This window comes from Pantoea sp. GW821-FHT03E06 (assembly GCF_059420725.1).
This window is the reverse complement of the sequence record NZ_JBWKUG010000002.1, coordinates 39,996-55,805: the sequence shown is the minus strand read 5'-3', so window position 1 is coordinate 55,805 and position 15,810 is coordinate 39,996. Positions and strand designations below refer to the sequence as shown.

Below are 15,810 nucleotides of genomic sequence, written 5' to 3'. Positions count from 1 at the left end.
AAAGTATGACGTTGTCCACTTATCCTGAGAAATCCATAAGCTATTTGTATGAAGTTGGATTGCATGGCGGTATTCGCCGCGCGGCAGATGCGCTGGGAATCAATCCCTCAGTGATTAGCCGGCAGCTTTCATCTTTGGAACGCAGCCTGCAACTGCCGCTGCTGGAGCGGCGCGGACGCAACGTGGTGTTGACCGAAGCGGGCAAAATGCTGGCGGAGGATTTCGCCCAAACCAGCCAGCGCCGTAAGATGCTGGAGCGTCAGCTGCAGGATTTGCGTCATATGCGCGGCGGCTCAATTAACCTGCGCGTCGGACAAGGCATGGTGGACGATGTCGTCAGGCATGTGGTGCAGGCATTTTCTCTCGCCTACCCTGGCGTGTTTGTGAACATCATGTCAGGCGATATGCAAACCACGGTGATGCTGATAGCAAAAGGAGAAGTGGATATGGCGGTGAGCTTCGGCCCAGCGGGACCGCCGGGCGTGAAATGCCTGAGTTTTCAGCGCGGCCCTATTTGCGCCATCGTGCCGCCGGATCATCCGCTGGCAGGGCTTACAGCCGTCAGCGCCAGCCAATTAACCCAGCATCGTTTAATTGCCATGGATGAAAAGTTTGGTTTGCAGCGTTACATCAACGCCATCTTCAAAAGTGAAGGGATTATTTTTACGCCTTCCTACTGTTGCAATCTGTTTTCCAGCGCCATTGCGCTTACGCAGGCCGGTTTAGGCATCTCATTTATGACTGCTCAATCGGTGAAAGCACCGCTGCAACGCGGCGAACTGGTGGCTGTTCCCATTGATCATCGCATCGCCAAAGAAAGTCAGTGTCATCTGCTGCGCAGCGCCGATCACCGTTTGACGCCTGCCGCGCATTACCTTTGGCAGCTGCTGTGCCAGTTCTTTACGGCTTCATTAGAGGATGAAGCTTGAGGTTCATTCCTCGCTAACCAACTGCGATGGGGAACACGATAACCCCAGGTTACGCTCATAATTTTTGATGACACCCAATGAATTTTCGTCATTTCACGTCCCGGTAGAGGTGATAACGCCGAAGTTATCTACGATCTACTGGATATGATGTCGTTACCTCTAATCAATCACTTTATTCACTGACGTTAGCCAGTAATTGTTCAATTATTGGATTTAGCTGCGTATGCATCGCATAGCAAATTCCGGTTCGGCGCATGAGTGGATAACCGGGAAGTGAACGAAAAGCCACATTACACTGCTCTTCAACTAATGAAACCGGAGCGATAGTTAAGCCAACACCCGCGGCAACCAGGTTCAGTGCTAACGTGAAACTTCCCGCGTTAGCACGAGGAAAATTGCCAGAAGTGCCATATAGCGGCAGGAAACGCTGATGGGATTCGTGCTCCGGAGACATCACCCAAGGTTGATCGTTGAGCTGCTTAGCGGTTAATTCGGTGATTTGACTCATCGGGTGATTGAGTGGAAAAGCCAGCACATAGCGCTCATCAAACAGTGGAATAAAGAGTTCGTCTTCGCAAAGCTGCCCTTCGCAGCCCAGGCGGATATCGCCGCTACATCCAGGCGTCAGCGTTAATAACACATCTGGCAAATTATGATTGATTCGTTCCAGCAGGGTGATCAGTTGGGATGAGGCAATATCCTGTTCAATACCTAAACTGAGCGGAAACTTATCATGCTTTTTGCGGAATCGAGCGGTTAACGCACTCATTTCGCCCATCATTCGTCGGGCGTGAGGATAAAGGACTCGTGCGTCTTCGGTCACCTCCACTCCACGTGGTTTACGCACGAATAACTGCGTACCTAACTCTTCTTCAAGAGCTTTGATGGTAGCGGAGAGTGCGGGTTGGGTCAGACTTAGCTCTGCTGCCGCCCGGGTAATATTGCGTTCTTCAAACACACAAAGGAAAGCTGTCAGCTGTCGCTTATCCATAATTAAATTTTATGCCTGTAAAAGAAATAAACGATTTTTCATCAAAATTACGCCAATTTAAAGTGATGCCCACCATTAAGCTATCATTTTTATTTATGAGGAATGTTGATGAGCAATTCAGCCAAAGCTTTAGTTGTTATTACTGGAGCGAGTTCTGGTATCGGGTTGGCCACCGCTAAGTTGTTGTCTGCTCGCGGCCATGCGCTGCTGCTGCTGGCACGCCGTGTTGACCGTATGAGCGCCTTAAACTTGCCCAATACGCTGTGCCGTGCGGTAGACATCACTGATATTGATGCATTTACTGCAGCAGTAAATGAAGCTGAGCAGCAGTTTGGGCCGGTAGATGCGCTGGTTAACAACGCGGGTGTGATGCTGCTGGGCACTGTTGAACATCAGGCCCCACATGAGTGGGAGCAAATGCTTAATGTGAATGTGAAAGGCCTATTGAATGGCGTCCATGCTGTTACTAAGGGCATGATTGAACGTAAAGCGGGCACCATTATCAACATCAGTTCCGTTGCGGGGCGTAAGACTTTCCCAAATCATGTTGTTTATGTTGGAACCAAATTTGCCGTACATGGTATGTCAGAAAATTTACGTGAGGAGCTCTCCCCACATAACGTGCGCGTTATTGTGATTGCACCCGGAGCGGTTGAAACCGAGCTGCTAAGCCATACAACGAATGATGATATCAAAACCGGATATAACCAGTGGAAGCAAGAGATGGGCGGTAAAGTATTGAGTGCGGAAGATGTGGCTCATGCGATTGAGTATGCCTATTCGCAACCTCAATACGTATGCGTTCGGGAAATTGTGTTAGCCGCGACGCGGCAGAATGCTTAAAACGGTTTTTTTGAGGGGCTTGAGAGCCCCTTGTTCTAATAGGGTGTTGTGACAATCCAGAAAGACGCATCAAATAATTATTGTATTTCTGAGCTTAACATTACCGGGGTGTCATAGTGGGTATTATCCAGTACGATGTCGGAGATCGCTTTGGGAGAATCCTCTTCCAGGTAACGATGGTGAACAGGAATATATCGACTTCTGTATAAATCGAGAATGCTGTGCCCAAATTTCGGCACATCCCGGACGGTTCCCCGTCGTAGCATTTCCTTGTCCGATATATCCAAAAAAATCTTATAGTTTAAAAAAGGCAGTATGGGCGCCCGGAACAGCAAAACCCCCTCCAGAATAACGATGGTTTTTACATCAATATCCAGGTGAAGTTTTTTCGTGTGCTGACCGCTGCCGAGATCTATACAGTCAATTTCTTTGTTGAGTACACCTTTTTCTTCCAGTGGGATGAGGACTTCATTAATGAGTTTCCCGCTATCGAAGACCTTATTATAAAAAGCATTTATTTCGTCGTCACTTCCATCTGTCCACTGTATGGCAGGGAAAGGATGATGAAAATCATCATAATGAATAATCTGAACTTTCTTTCCCTGACTCTGTAAGTACCGGGCGAGCCCTGCCGAAAAAAGGGTTTTACCAGAAGTGTACGTTCCGCTGATACCGATAATAAACGGAGGATGAAGAGCGGAAATGTTTTTTTCAATCAGAGAAAATAACTGCTGTGTATTGTTTATCATCTGTAAGGTCCTTTTTCGGTCATGACTCGACGCTATTGTATTTGGTCCTTTCGCTCTATACGACCATTAAATTTTCATCCACTGCAACTGTACACAGGTCGAATAACGACCCTAGCCACTGATGCCCGCCCCCTTCTTTCTCGTCAACTTTCTGTCGCTGATCCCAGGCTGGTGCTACCCGAACGATTCTTTATTCAATGCTGCCTGTAATCTATGTCTATGAAAAACAGCTATTAAGTTACATCAACTTTCGTAATTCATATTGATCTATTCCCCGTTAAGCGAAAAAACCTCGTCAACAATGACATACGGCGAACACCCTTCCTATTGATAAACGTAATAACCCTACGTATATTAAACGTAGTTACACTACGTTTACACATGGGTGATGAATTGAAATACGAAAATCATGTAGCAGTTAACACCGCCATGAGTGTTGCAGCGTCGCTGTCAGGCTTGATGAGTGCGCTGGCGCGATCACGTGTCGGAATGAAAGCCATGATGCTGGAGCGTTCAGCATGGAAATCGCTTCAGTCATTCATTCACCTCAAAGTGAAACATTATTCTCTCGAATCTCTCCCCCGCTGATATCAACAGATAACCAAGAGTAAACAAAACAATGGAAATCACTGAACCAATGAGGCAGCGCGATCTCGATGCCCCGAAAATGACTGCGCACCAGAAGTTAATCGTTGTGTTACTTCTCGGTGCCAATTTTATGTTGTCTGCCGATTTCTCAATCCTGAACGTTGCGTTACCCGAAATCGGTCAGGCTGTCGGGCTCAGCGTGAACGAATTTCCCTGGATTGCAACGGCGTTTGCACTTCCCGCCGCAGGGCTTTCGTTGCTGTTTGGACGACTGGGCGATCTCCACGGACTGCGGCGTATGTTTATGCTTGGCCTGGCGCTTCTCGCGGCTTCATCGCTGATGGGAGGAATTGCAACCGGCCCCGTGTCGCTGCTAACCGCACGTGCACTGCAGGGTATTGCCACGGCAATGACGGGGCCGGCTGGACTTGCGTTACTTATAACGTCTTTCTCAGACGAACGGCAGCGCGCTTACGTGCTTGGTCTCAACGGAGCATTACTTTCAGGTGGCTTCACCTTCGGTGCGCTGGTCGGAGGATTGCTGGTCGGCATTCTAAGCTGGCGCTGGGCTTTTCTTATTAATGTGCCTATTGCGGTTGCCATCCTGCTAATTACGCCATTAGCCGTACCCGCGGCACGCCCCCGCAGGGAGGTTCATCTTGATATTCCGGGCGCTGTGTCTGTCACGCTGGGCCTGTTTGCGCTTGTTTTCGGCTTTACGGAACGTTCACTGATTGCTTTGCTTCTCGGGCTGGCACTCCTTGTTCTGTTTGTGCGGATCGAACGACGGGCCACAATGCCTCTGGTGGCGATGGAGATGCTCGCGCTGCCTGCGGTTCGCTGGGGAAATGTGGCAATACTTGCCATTTTTGGCATGGAAGCGGGTCTGATTTACCTTGTTACGCTTTACCTCCAGGAGGTTCTGCATCTCGGCCCCATCATCTCTGGCCTGGTATTTGGCATACCCGGCATAGCATCCATTGTGGCAGGCTTAGTCGCCAGCCGGTTCATTGCAAAAAATGGCGCGAACCGGGTATTGCTGATCGCTTTTCTGGTTCAGGGCGTGTTTACGGCACCATTACTTCTGTTTGGCACCGATATGCTCTCGATGTGGTTGCTGATCCCAGCGCTATTTATCGGGTTCTTTGGACATATTACGGCGGTGGTGGCAGCAACGGTAACCGCTACCTCTGGTGTCCCGGAAGCCAGTAAAGGTCTCGCCTCCGGTCTGATGACAACCAGCCAGCGTGTCGCCTCGACGGTCGGCATCCCGGTACTGGCAGCTGTCATGATTTTGGGAACGGATGTTTTGAGTGGTTTACGCTTCGCGTTTGCCGCTGATGTCATCTTTACCGTAATCGCCGTGATTGCCCTTGGGATGGGTCTGAAGCAAGGCAGGTCTGCTGGCAAGTAAATAAGATTCCCACTGATGCAATTGGCTCTTAACTTACGGGCCATTGCATCTTTTGCTGCAAACCGCTCAGCAAAAGATCCACCATTCGTAACGCTTGCTGTTTCCAGTTTATACCTGCTCTAACGTGTGCAACGCCGGATAACGCACGAAGCAGGTCAAGTGGCTCGATATCTTCGCGAAATACACCGGCCTCTACACCACGCGAAACCAGGGCTGTAATCGGCGTATCAAGCCGATGGGGTGTCTTGCTATAAACGGATTCCGGACCGCCGATAAGCGTGTCCATAACATCGGCTATATCATGTTTTGTATCAAGAAATTCAACAAAGAGGATCAGCCATTTTCGCAGAGCTGTAACCGGTTCCTGCTCGTTTATCAGGCTATCTGCAGCGTCCATCAACATGGTGACTTCCTGTTGATATACGGCGGAGATAAGATCGTCACGAACCGGAAAATGCCGGTAGAGGGTGGCAATACTGACGTTTGCATCTCGAGCAATATGGTCAAGAGCAACGCTCGCCCCTTTTTCAGCAAAGGCACGCTTAGCGGCCTCAATCAGGCGGATTCGATTTCTCTCGCCGTCTGCACGTGGGCGTCGGGATGATTTCTGCGGGGTCTGATCCTGCAAATGAATAATCTCCGGGTAAGAATTAAATTTCTGGGAACAATAAAACGTTGAAGTAGGATATTTTACCCTACCCGACCGTGTTTTGAAACCGGGCAGAATGAACGCTGATAGTAGCTTGCCAGAAAGGGATTACTAAATAATACGCAATCCTAATCCATAAAAATAAAAGGCTATATCTGGCCCTGCTGAATTTTGATAAAAATATGCGGATGATTGAGATATTTCATCTTATTGATTAATCTTGTCACAGCCTCTGCTGATATTTCGTTTGGTTAAAATAAAACTGAATTGACAACAAATAACTATATTTTGGGTCTATCAATTTAAGGTATCACTCGTGCGGGCGTGCTGCGGTAATACGCAAATCAAGCGATAAAGCGGTGCGGCAGACGGACGGGTTGACAATTGTGAGGCCTCAAAGATACAGTTGATTTCGCAGCCATCTTTATGGTCTTGCCGCAGGCGTTATCGTTATCCAACGCGCCCAATACCGAGAGGGCCTCAGCAGAGGGAACTCGGAACAGGCGCCACGGTATTGCCTTCATTCTTCTCTTTTTGGTGGATCCCTGAACCGAACCTGCACAGTATGGCTACATTAGCCATGTGGGCTTTCGAAGATCCCCTGCACCAGAATTCATGAAAATTATCGTGGCCTTCCCCTTAGCACCCTGATGGAAAGGTAACCACCATGAAGATGACTGAAAACACTATTCTGATTACTGGCGGCACAAGTGGTATAGGCCGTGCGCTCGCTGAGGCATTTCATGACCGCGGAAATCGCGTTATTGTCACTGGGCGCCGTCAAAACTTGCTCGACGAAATTATTGCAAAACGTCCAGCTATCGTCGGCTTACCGCTGGATCTCGGCGACCCTATTTCACTGGCCCGCCTCGCTGAAGACATCCACGCTAGATTTCCCGATCTTAATGTACTCATTGCAAATGCCGGCATTTCTCGGTCAGAGGACGTCACGGCGGATAGCTGGGACGTAACGGACGCTGAGGAGATCATCGAAACTAACATCCTGGGCGTAGTCCGCGTGACGTCGGCCCTGCTGCCAGTGCTGAAAAAGAATCCAAATGCGACAATCATGGCAACCAGTTCTGCTCTGGCATTCCTCCCTCTTACCAGTTATCCAACCTATTGTGCGAGTAAAGCTTTTCTACATTCCTGGCTTACGTCTCTACGTCATCAACTCCGCAAGATTCCTGTGGAAGTGCTGGAGCTTTCACCACCCTATGTGCAAACGGAACTGACGGGCGTACAGCAGGCCGCCGATCCTCGCGCCATGCCGACTGGCGACTACATCGCACAGGTGATGCAACTTCTCGAACGCGACGAGATCCCCCGAGGAGAGCTTCTGCTGGAGCGCGATCATGCGCGGCGGTGGGCTGAGCGAGATGGCACCTACGATGCTATCTTTGGAGCCATGAACCCGTAATATTAAGCTCCAGTGCAGCGCCCATAACATCACACTCGACGTTTAAGGTGTGCTTCCGCCAATAATTATTAACGTTACTATTTTGGGGCTTTTATCTGGCCCCTTTCTCAAAGAGCTTCAGTAAAAAAACAACAATTACCCTGCAATCAGCTGAAATTTACAGGCATATAGCCATCTGGGCATTTAAGCGGTTAAAATAATTATACCTTAATGTTGCTAAATTAATTTCTCTATGTCTTAATAGCGCCATCGGTTTGGAATACAGACCTTATGAAAGCAGTTTTAGTAAAGCAGTCCTCAGTTCAGGTGTTATCTCAAGATACCCTTCTTCGTGAGCCTCCTCCTAAGTGCCCAATAAGTCACTCTCTAACTACAGGCCATCATCGCCGCTCTTAGTGGCTCATCAATTAAGGAAGTATCTATGTCTAATAAAATGACTGGTTTAGTAAAATGGTTTAACTCCGATAAAGGTTTTGGCTTTATCACGCCGAACGACGGCAGCAAGGATGTATTTGTCCATTTCTCTGCGATTCAGAGCGACAATTACAAAACCCTCGATGAAGGTCAACAAGTCTCTTTCACCATTGAAAATGGTGCTAAAGGTCCAGCTGCTGGAAACGTTACGCCGCTGTAATCGGCGTTATTATCAGTGACGCTTACAATAGCGATGAAGACAATAGTCTGAGCAGTTAAGCTCTCGTGATAATAAAATAAACCCGCCCAGCGCGGGTTTTTTATTACCTTTATTTTGCTCATGGCAGCGCCAATTTATCTTTCTGCTCATCGAATACGGCAATTAAATGATCAGCGATTGCTCTGACTCTGCGTGAGCCAGCTAAGTCAGAATGCATCACCAGCCATAATGCCTGATCCGCACCGATATCAGCGGTCAGGCAATGCAGACCGTTTTCCCTCGCCATAAAGTGCGGTAACACGCCTAATCCCAGCCCCGCAGCCACTGCTGAAACCTGCGCAACCAGCGTGTTCGCCTCTAATCTGCATGGCCTGCCTCGAAGTTTTCGTGTGACCCAACGCGCAGCAGGCAGGTGCTGATGTGCGTCAGTCCAGGTCACATATTGGGCCTCGTCCAGCGGTAAACTCCCGAGATCTTCAAGATACTTTTTGGCACCGTACACGCCAAAACCTACGGTTCCCAACCGTTTTAACGTCAGATTCCCGGCATCAGGCTTGACCATGCGAATGGCTAAATCTGCGTCCCTGCGGTGCAGGTTGACGGACTGCACGCCGCTGTGTAACTCCAGCCGCAGGTCGGGATAGCGATTTAGAAGCTTTGTCAGTGACGGCAAAATAACATGCGTGGCCAGATTGTCCGATGTTGCCAGCCGAACCAGCCCCGCCACATTACCCTGCAGTTTCGCCGTCTCGCCGAATGTAAGGCCTGCATATTCCAGCGCCTCCGCCCGCTCCAGCAGTGCCTCACCATCGTCCGTTAGCCGGTATCCACTTTGGTGCCTGCTGAAAAGCGGTATTGCCAGCGATTGCTCAAGCCGATCCAGCCTTCTGGAAATCGTAGCAATGCCCATATCTAACGCTTCAGCCGCGCCACTCAACGTTCCCGCTCGAGCAATGGCCAGGAAAATCCGCGTGTCGTCCCAGTTGAAATCTCTCTTCATGCTTTTTCCATTTATGGAAAACGGCTATCCGTTTTCGGCTCTGTTTTATCACTTTAAGAGGGATGATACTGCAACCTTCACAAGGAGATAAACATGCAAACACATAATTCGAGGTTATCACTCAACGTATCCGCCAGAAGGGATGAAAGGCGTAGGTGCCTGTATCTAGCCGGTCCTAAACGTTCCCTCGCAGACTTCTCACGATTTATTGAAGGATATTGATTACATGAGCGATACCGTTTTACACGTACGGCCGTCACCTGCACGCGCCTGGATAGCTGTGATCGCGCTGGGGATCAGTGCTTTTTCCATTGTAACCAGCGAGCTGGCACCTGTTGGTATGCTCAGCATGTTAGCGAAGGATCTGCAGCAGACTGAATCTGGCACAGGTCTTGTTGTGACAGCCTATGCCTGGGTTGGCGCACTGGCCGCGCTACTGTCCGGGACCATACCAGCACGGATTTCCCGCAAAGCGCTGCTTGTGGTTCTTATGCTGGTCCTTGCGCTTTCATGTATGGCGGCGACCCAATCCCACTCATTAAACGCGTTTATGAGTGCGCGTATGGCAGGCGCACTGGCACACGGGGCTTTCTGGGCACTCATCGGCACCGTGGCAGTACAGTTGGTCCCCATCGAAAAGTTGGGGCTTGCCACCTCAATTATCTTTGGCGGCGTTTCGGCTGCCAGCGTTCTGGGTGTTCCGCTGTCCAGTTTTATTGCGGATATCGCCGGATGGCGTAATGCATTTATGGCCATTTCTCTGCTGGCACTTGCCACGGCCTGTGCTTTGTTCTGGACGCTTCCGACGCTGGCGGCATCGCAACCCCTAAAGCTGCAGGTTTATTGCGGGATCATCAAAAACCCGCTGCTCCTCAGCCTTTACGTTGCAACCGCCTGCATTATTTCGGCGCACTTTGCGGCGTTCACCTACCTTGAACCCCTGCTGACGCAGGCTCAGGCGGTACCGGCGGCCTCCATTTCTGGCCTGCTGCTGACGTTAGGGCTTGCCGGTCTGGTGGGAAACGTTATTGCCGGTAAGCTGATTGATCGTCATATCAAAGGGCTAATTTTCATTGCACTTCTCATGAGTGCTGGCGCACTCGGCCTGCTTGGCCTGGGAAGCGCGGCTCCTCTTCCTTTCTGGTGCACCGCGCTGCTGCTCGGAGTGTGGGGCGCAGGGATCTCCATTGTGTTTGTGGGGTTGCAGACGTGGTTGCTTCGTAGCGCTGGAGAGGCGGCACAACCGGCGTCAGCTATATACGTGGCCATTTTCAACGCTGCGATCGGAACCGGTGCACTAGCCGGAGGCCGGGTGATAGCTGAAGCCGGTCTTCAGGGCATGGTATTACTGGCCGCCGTTGTCATCATCGGCAGCATGGTTCTGGTCTTAAGGCTGAAAAAACCTGAGGCTTAGAAAGATGCGTTATCAATGATGATGGGCAAACCGCTTTGTCGGGTGTGCGAGTCAAATATATCGCTGATATTGAATAACGTCGCCCACTTTATCCAGCGCCACTTTCAGCTTATCCAGGCTCACTGACCCCAGAGCGAGACGTATTGCGTGCGGAACGTTTGGGGCAGTACTGAACGGCTCGGCTGTTGAAACAGAAATATGCTGGTTCAACAGCTGGCGCACCACCTGTTCCGCGCGGATCTCTTCTGCCAGCGGTAGCCAGATAAAATAAGAATTCTCATGGCTAACGTAATCGAGCGATCCCAACCTTTCCCGCGCCAGAGCTTGCCGCTGGCGAGCATCTTTCCGTTTTAATGATTCCAGCCGCCTGATAGTCCCATCCTGCAGCCAACCGGCCACCAGCGTCGTCATCAGCGATGGCGTGTTCCACACGGTGGCGCGAATAGCTCGCTCGATCGCTGGGCGAAATGCTGGCGGACATACCACCGCACCCACCCGCAGCCCGGCAGCAATATTTTTAGCAAAGCCCGTCACATAAAGGGTTCTTTCGGGAGCGAGCAAGGCAAACGGCGGCGGAGAACGCTCCGCCAGGTAAGCGTAGGCAGCGTCCTCAATGATCACTAAATCATGTTCGCGAGCGATGCCGGTGATCTCGCGCCGCTGCGCATGGTCGAGCACCCAGCCAAGCGGATTATGCAGAGTCGGCATCGTGTAAATGGCCTTGATACGGCGCCGTTTGCAAAGCTGTCTCAGTGCATTGAGATCGGGTCCGGTTGAGGTGACGGGCACGGGAGCCAGCTCCAGCTGATACAGCGTGGCCAGAGCTTTGAACCCCGAATAGGTCAGCGCATCAACGGCCACGACATCCCCCGGACGGAGCATCCCCATCGCGGCAACAGTCAAGCCATGCTGTGCGCCGTTCACGATGAGAATGTTTTCAGCAGCAGGCTTGAGGCCAAAACCGGTAAGCCAGCTTGCAATTGCCTCACGATCGTTCTGTCTGCCTGCATGAGGCTGATAGCGCAGCAGCGATTCCAAATCACCTGAGGTTGTGAGATTGCGTAGCGCATCGCGCAGCAGTTCGGCCTGGTGAGGTAATGAGGGATAGTTGAAATTGAGATCCACCACGTCGGTGGCGACGACTTGTTGATCCATGCCAAGGCCCGCTGGCAGGGAAATCTCCCGTACAAAGGTACCCCGTCCGGCTTCGCCGCTAACCAGCCCCATTTTCTCAAGTTCGGCATAAACGCGTGTGGCGGTGGCCAGTGAAATGCGGCGGGTCGCAGCTAAGACCCGGTGCGTAGGCAAGCGTGTACCGGCAGTCAGCTCACCCAGGCGAATGGCCGCCGCGTATTCATCAACAATTTCCTTATAGCGCGCTTTCATCCAATGTATCCATGACAATATTTTGATTGTTATGGATTGTGGCGTTTACCATTCGTAGCGTCAACGCGTGTAGAGAAGCGTCGTCTTCATCCATCCATTGAAAAGAGGTTTAGCGTGGCTAATACGGTGGTGCATAAACATGATAAAGCTGCGATGTCTGGCTGGCTGAACGGGCTACTGGGCGTGATTATTTTCAGCGGCTCACTTCCGGCAACGCGCATTGCCGTTCAGGATATCGACCCTTTTTTTTTGACCTTCAGCCGCGCGTCAATCGCGGGAGCGCTGGCGCTGATGCTTATCTGCGGCTTCAGAGAAAAGCGCCCTTCTCTTCGCCACATCGTCTCGTTAATCGTGGTATCACTCGGCGTGGTGGTTGGTTTTCCGCTCTTGACCGCAATGGCTTTGCAGCATGTTACCTCGGCCCACTCGATTGTGTTTTTAGGCCTGCTGCCGCTTGCCACCGCCCTGTTTGGTGTGATTCGTGGAGGCGAGCGGCCACGGCTCGCTTTCTGGATTTTTTCCATCATAGGTAGTCTGCTGGTGGTTGGTTTCGCGCTTTCTCAGAACGTCGCCGTCTCTTTAACCGGCGATGTGCTGATGCTTGCAGCCGTGGTGGTCTGTGGTTTGGGCTACGCAGAAGGAGCCAAACTTTCACGCCAGCTAGGCGGCTGGCAGGTCATCAGTTGGTCACTGATCGTGTCGCTCCCTTTAACGCTGGCGGCGTCGTTTGTCACTTTGCCTGAATCCGTTAGCCAAATTAGTACTTCTGCCTGGCTAGCGCTTGGCTATGTTTCCCTCTTCAGCATGCTGATTGGGTTTATCTTCTGGTACAAAGGCCTCGCTAGCGGTGGCATCGCTGCAGTCGGCCAGCTTCAGCTATTACAACCCTTTTTTGGCCTTGGCTTGTCTGCTTCGTTACTGAATGAGGCCGTCAGCCCTTTGATGATTGCTATCACGCTGGGAGTCATTCTTTGCGTGGTAGGATCGCGCAAGTTCGCACGTTAGGTGTTAAGCCGTTCGTGCATCAGGGCTGCATTGCCCTGAAAATGCAGCCCTGATGCGTGCCCGCCCTCTTCACCAGCGTGGGACAGCAAACCACGCGACCAGCCACTCAGTTAATGCACCAATCTTCGCTGACTGTAACTGGCTGGAAGGCTTCATCAACCAGACGCCATCTTCCCCAATCGCCTGCCAGTCCGACATTACCGGCACTAACGATCCCTCGGCCAACTCTTTTTGTACCAGCCAGTTGGCCGCCAGCAACACGCCCATACCCGCCTGAGCGGCCAGGATCAGCGCATCCATCTCATCACTCTCATAACGTGTTTGCACCGGGACTGCGATCTGTTGGCCCTCTTTTTCCAGTCGCCATTCTGGCCAACTGTGCATCGGCGTGAATCCCAGACAATCGTGCTGACGAAGATCCTGCGGGTGCGTTAACACGGGATGTTGCTGCAGATACGCTGGCGCAACGCACAGTATGCGTCGGGTGTCCGCCAACTTGCGCGCAACCAGCCTGCTATCCGTAAGGACACCAATACGGATCGCCATATCAAAATTGTCCCCCAGTAGATCGACATAGCGGTCGCTGCAATTAAGCACAATGCGGATATCAGGATAAGCCTGTAAAAAGCCCGGTAGCGCATGCACGACCCAGCTTCGCCCAAAGGATGCGGGTACCGTTAGACGAATAGTACCCGCCGGGCGGGCTGCCAACGCACGCGCTTCTTCTTCCGCTTCACGCAGCATTTCATCGGCTAACTCTATTTTATGCCGATAGCGCTGGCCTTCTTCTGTGGGTCGGATGCGACGCGTGGTACGTTCGATGAGACGAATACCGAGACGTTTCTCTAACGCAGCGATACGGCGGGAAATAACCGAAACATCACGTCCCAACGCGCGTGCCCCTGCACTAAAACTCCCGGCACGTACCACCGCTAAAAAAGCTTCGCGCTGACGGAAATCGTCATCCTGCATTATTGCTCCCTGTGCAACAGTTATTTGGTTTTGGCATTAATTATAGCGCCTGTTTATACCCCACACTGGTTGCACTTATTTAACAGGAGAACGCTATGCAAGCCATTCAGCTAACGGCCCCCACCATTAACAATCTTAAATTCTGTGAACTGCCACGCCCACAACCGGCCTATGGTGAGGTGGTGATTCGTCAACATGCGGTGAGTCTTAACTACCTTGATTTAGCCTTGGCTACCGGTCAGTTTGGTACCCTCGCGCAGCCCATTATTCCGGGTGCAGACAGCGCGGGAGAGATTGTTGAGTTAGGCGCAGGGGTGAGTGACTGGCACATCGGCGAACGAGTGGTGCCCGGCATGATGTACAGCTGGCATGCTGGCGCGATTCACCCTCAGCATCTTCACGCCTTGCGCGGTGTTACGATCAATGGTGGGCTGGCGGACTTCGCTGTGGTGCCCGCTGATTCGCTGGTGCGTATACCTGATTCACTCAGCTGGCAGCAGGCCGCAACGTTACCTATCGCCGCCACTACGGCATGGAACGCCATCGTACGTGGCAAAGTTCAGCCTGGCAGCACTGTTTTGCTGCTCGGCACGGGTGGCGTGAGTCTGTTTGCGCTGCAATACGCCAAAGCCGCGGGCGCACGGGTGATTATTCTTTCCTCCTCCAACGAAAAACTGGCCAGGGTTAAAGCGCTGGGCGCCGATGAAGGCATTAACTATCACGAAAAGCCCGAATGGGAACTTGAGGTACGCAAGCTGACGAACGGTCATGGCGCAGACCTGGTACTGGAATCGGTTGGTGCTGCAACATTCGCAAAATCGATCGATGCCGCAGCCTTCAACGCAACGATTTTTGTGATTGGATTTGTGGGCGGGGCAGAGCTAAAGGTGCCGGTGCTGCCGATTATGCAGAAAATGTTGAATATCGTGGGCAATAATACCGGTTCGACGGCGGATCTACGCGCTGCGGTCAGGGCGATTGAAACCAGTGCGATTAAACCTGTAATCGATCGTGTTTTTGCTTTTGCTGAAGCGCAGGAAGCTTATCGTTATCTGCAATCTGCCGCACATGTCGGGAAGGTGGTGATTGATTTGCATGTATGATGCAAAGCGCTGTGGCCGGCCGGATTCCACATAGGGCGGCATAATAGTGGCCGCCCTAATACCAGGGCGGACGCTGCCTATTCAGGAGTGAGTAAGCCAGCGGTGAACGGAATATCAGTGTAAGTCAATCACGCTTATTTTCATTGGCATAAATATCTGGCCGGGTGATAGTCCATGCATAGTTTTCCCGGTTAACAGGCTCGTAGCCAAACTTTTCATAGAGCCAGGGCGCTGTTGTTGTGAACAGCATGATCCGGCGTAGTTGCTCAAATACTGGATGATGATGTATGCATTCCATCACCCATTTTCCAAGCCCCTCACCCTGATATTCTTCAAGAACGTAGACATCGCAAAGGTAAGCGAATGTAGCATAATCGGTTATCAAACGAGCGAAACCTATCTGGGCTCCATCATGATAAACACCAAAGTTAAGGCTATTTTCAATTGATGCGCTGACAACAGCCAGATTAATGCCTTTAGCCCACGAGGATCTCGTCAGATAGCGATGGATAGCCTGCACGTCAAGTTTTTCCCTGTCTGTACTTACCAGGTAGTTATCCTTATGCCATTCATATTTCTCTGAAATACTCACGTTCGTTCCTGCTTATAAGGTTCATGGAAACCTAACCTTATCATTTGATGGAAAATGGGCCACCTCTATGCGATGGCAGCATTACGCCAAAAATGGCGTTCTTACGGTAATACAGAGTAAT

General features: G+C 51.2%; 16 protein-coding genes. 9 read left to right on the top strand and 7 right to left on the bottom strand.

The features are described from left to right. The first annotated feature begins 5 nt into the window (after positions 1-5). Positions 6-929, top strand: coding sequence for a LysR family transcriptional regulator (locus tag AC07WB_RS19890; RefSeq protein ID WP_494941113.1), 924 nt, complete (start codon positions 6-8; stop codon positions 927-929). 172 nt (positions 930-1,101) lie between these two features. Here the strand turns inward: AC07WB_RS19890 and AC07WB_RS19885 are convergent, their stop codons facing one another. Further along, positions 1,102-1,920, bottom strand: coding sequence for a LysR family transcriptional regulator (locus AC07WB_RS19885; RefSeq protein WP_097098260.1), 819 nt, complete (start codon positions 1,918-1,920; stop codon positions 1,102-1,104). A 108-nt stretch (positions 1,921-2,028) separates the two neighbouring features. Here AC07WB_RS19885 and AC07WB_RS19880 point away from each other — a divergent pair, with 108 nt between their 5' ends. Next, positions 2,029-2,763, top strand: coding sequence for an SDR family oxidoreductase (locus tag AC07WB_RS19880; protein WP_494941112.1), 735 nt, complete (start codon positions 2,029-2,031; stop codon positions 2,761-2,763). Between the two features lie 77 nt (positions 2,764-2,840). Here the strand turns inward: AC07WB_RS19880 and AC07WB_RS19875 are convergent, their stop codons facing one another. Beyond that, a complete protein-coding gene (locus tag AC07WB_RS19875; protein WP_494941111.1) occupies positions 2,841-3,512 on the bottom strand; it encodes a nucleoside/nucleotide kinase family protein in 672 nt (223 codons plus the stop codon). Between the two features lie 381 nt (positions 3,513-3,893). Here AC07WB_RS19875 and AC07WB_RS19870 point away from each other — a divergent pair, with 381 nt between their 5' ends. Together AC07WB_RS19870 and AC07WB_RS19865 are read left to right on the top strand one after the other, a co-directional pair. Next, positions 3,894-4,100 carry a hypothetical protein gene (locus AC07WB_RS19870; RefSeq protein WP_494941110.1) on the top strand — a complete coding sequence of 69 codons (207 nt, stop codon included), beginning with the start codon at positions 3,894-3,896 and terminating at the stop codon, positions 4,098-4,100. Positions 4,101-4,131: 31 nt separating this feature from the next. After that, entirely contained in the window at positions 4,132-5,514 is a 1,383-nt protein-coding gene (locus AC07WB_RS19865; protein WP_494941109.1) for an MFS transporter, read from the top strand. Between the two features lie 28 nt (positions 5,515-5,542). Here the strand turns inward: AC07WB_RS19865 and AC07WB_RS19860 are convergent, their stop codons facing one another. Beyond that, positions 5,543-6,142: a TetR/AcrR family transcriptional regulator gene (locus tag AC07WB_RS19860; protein WP_494941108.1), complete on the bottom strand. Its 600-nt coding sequence runs from the start codon at positions 6,140-6,142 to the stop codon at positions 5,543-5,545. A gap of 688 nt (positions 6,143-6,830) precedes the next feature. Between AC07WB_RS19860 and AC07WB_RS19855 the strand changes: the two genes are divergently transcribed. Together AC07WB_RS19855 and cspE are read left to right on the top strand one after the other, a co-directional pair. Then, positions 6,831-7,583 carry an SDR family oxidoreductase gene (locus AC07WB_RS19855; RefSeq protein WP_400457266.1) on the top strand — a complete coding sequence of 251 codons (753 nt, stop codon included), beginning with the start codon at positions 6,831-6,833 and terminating at the stop codon, positions 7,581-7,583. Positions 7,584-8,004: 421 nt separating this feature from the next. Further along, the gene (cspE, locus tag AC07WB_RS19850; protein ID WP_007885867.1) at positions 8,005-8,217 is read left to right on the top strand and encodes a transcription antiterminator/RNA stability regulator CspE; all 213 of its coding nucleotides are present in this window, start codon (positions 8,005-8,007) and stop codon (positions 8,215-8,217) included. 118 nt (positions 8,218-8,335) lie between these two features. Here cspE and AC07WB_RS19845 read toward each other — a convergent pair whose 3' ends face one another. Next, positions 8,336-9,217, bottom strand: a complete 882-nt coding sequence (locus AC07WB_RS19845) for a LysR family transcriptional regulator (RefSeq protein ID WP_494941107.1) — start codon at positions 9,215-9,217, stop codon at positions 8,336-8,338. A gap of 226 nt (positions 9,218-9,443) precedes the next feature. On the opposite strand from AC07WB_RS19845, the gene AC07WB_RS19840 reads away from it, so the two are divergent. Further along, a complete protein-coding gene (locus tag AC07WB_RS19840; RefSeq protein ID WP_494941106.1) occupies positions 9,444-10,631 on the top strand; it encodes an MFS transporter in 1,188 nt (395 codons plus the stop codon). Between the two features lie 51 nt (positions 10,632-10,682). Here AC07WB_RS19840 and AC07WB_RS19835 read toward each other — a convergent pair whose 3' ends face one another. After that, a complete protein-coding gene (locus AC07WB_RS19835; protein ID WP_494941105.1) occupies positions 10,683-12,017 on the bottom strand; it encodes an aminotransferase-like domain-containing protein in 1,335 nt (444 codons plus the stop codon). Between the two features lie 153 nt (positions 12,018-12,170). On the opposite strand from AC07WB_RS19835, the gene AC07WB_RS19830 reads away from it, so the two are divergent. After that, positions 12,171-13,022, top strand: a complete 852-nt coding sequence (locus tag AC07WB_RS19830; protein WP_494941440.1) for a DMT family transporter — start codon at positions 12,171-12,173, stop codon at positions 13,020-13,022. A 69-nt stretch (positions 13,023-13,091) separates the two neighbouring features. On the opposite strand, the gene AC07WB_RS19825 is transcribed toward AC07WB_RS19830, so the two are convergent. Beyond that, positions 13,092-13,994 carry a LysR family transcriptional regulator gene (locus AC07WB_RS19825; protein WP_494941104.1) on the bottom strand — a complete coding sequence of 301 codons (903 nt, stop codon included), beginning with the start codon at positions 13,992-13,994 and terminating at the stop codon, positions 13,092-13,094. A 95-nt stretch (positions 13,995-14,089) separates the two neighbouring features. On the opposite strand from AC07WB_RS19825, the gene AC07WB_RS19820 reads away from it, so the two are divergent. Further along, on the top strand, positions 14,090-15,097 hold the full coding sequence (locus AC07WB_RS19820) for a zinc-dependent alcohol dehydrogenase family protein (protein ID WP_097098252.1): 1,008 nt from the start codon (positions 14,090-14,092) through the stop codon (positions 15,095-15,097). A gap of 124 nt (positions 15,098-15,221) precedes the next feature. Here the strand turns inward: AC07WB_RS19820 and AC07WB_RS19815 are convergent, their stop codons facing one another. Beyond that, positions 15,222-15,689 carry a GNAT family N-acetyltransferase gene (locus AC07WB_RS19815; protein ID WP_494941103.1) on the bottom strand — a complete coding sequence of 156 codons (468 nt, stop codon included), beginning with the start codon at positions 15,687-15,689 and terminating at the stop codon, positions 15,222-15,224. Positions 15,690-15,810: the final 121 nt, after the last annotated feature.

Excerpts from the sequence above, each read along its gene's own strand:
- AC07WB_RS19870 (WP_494941110.1), top strand. The coding sequence starts at position 3,894 with ATGGGTGATGAATTGAAATACGAAAATCATGTAGCAGTTAACACCGCC.
- AC07WB_RS19835 (WP_494941105.1), bottom strand. The coding sequence starts at position 12,017 with ATGAAAGCGCGCTATAAGGAAATTGTTGATGAATACGCGGCGGCCATT.
- AC07WB_RS19845 (WP_494941107.1), bottom strand. The coding sequence starts at position 9,217 with ATGAAGAGAGATTTCAACTGGGACGACACGCGGATTTTCCTGGCCATT.
- AC07WB_RS19840 (WP_494941106.1), top strand. The coding sequence starts at position 9,444 with ATGAGCGATACCGTTTTACACGTACGGCCGTCACCTGCACGCGCCTGG.
- AC07WB_RS19820 (WP_097098252.1), top strand. The coding sequence starts at position 14,090 with ATGCAAGCCATTCAGCTAACGGCCCCCACCATTAACAATCTTAAATTC.
- AC07WB_RS19825 (WP_494941104.1), bottom strand. The coding sequence starts at position 13,994 with ATGCAGGATGACGATTTCCGTCAGCGCGAAGCTTTTTTAGCGGTGGTA.
- AC07WB_RS19830 (WP_494941440.1), top strand. The coding sequence starts at position 12,171 with ATGTCTGGCTGGCTGAACGGGCTACTGGGCGTGATTATTTTCAGCGGC.
- cspE (WP_007885867.1), top strand. The coding sequence starts at position 8,005 with ATGTCTAATAAAATGACTGGTTTAGTAAAATGGTTTAACTCCGATAAA.
- AC07WB_RS19875 (WP_494941111.1), bottom strand. The coding sequence starts at position 3,512 with ATGATAAACAATACACAGCAGTTATTTTCTCTGATTGAAAAAAACATT.
- AC07WB_RS19890 (WP_494941113.1), top strand. The coding sequence starts at position 6 with ATGACGTTGTCCACTTATCCTGAGAAATCCATAAGCTATTTGTATGAA.
- AC07WB_RS19880 (WP_494941112.1), top strand. The coding sequence starts at position 2,029 with ATGAGCAATTCAGCCAAAGCTTTAGTTGTTATTACTGGAGCGAGTTCT.
- AC07WB_RS19885 (WP_097098260.1), bottom strand. The coding sequence starts at position 1,920 with ATGGATAAGCGACAGCTGACAGCTTTCCTTTGTGTGTTTGAAGAACGC.
- AC07WB_RS19855 (WP_400457266.1), top strand. The coding sequence starts at position 6,831 with ATGAAGATGACTGAAAACACTATTCTGATTACTGGCGGCACAAGTGGT.
- AC07WB_RS19865 (WP_494941109.1), top strand. The coding sequence starts at position 4,132 with ATGGAAATCACTGAACCAATGAGGCAGCGCGATCTCGATGCCCCGAAA.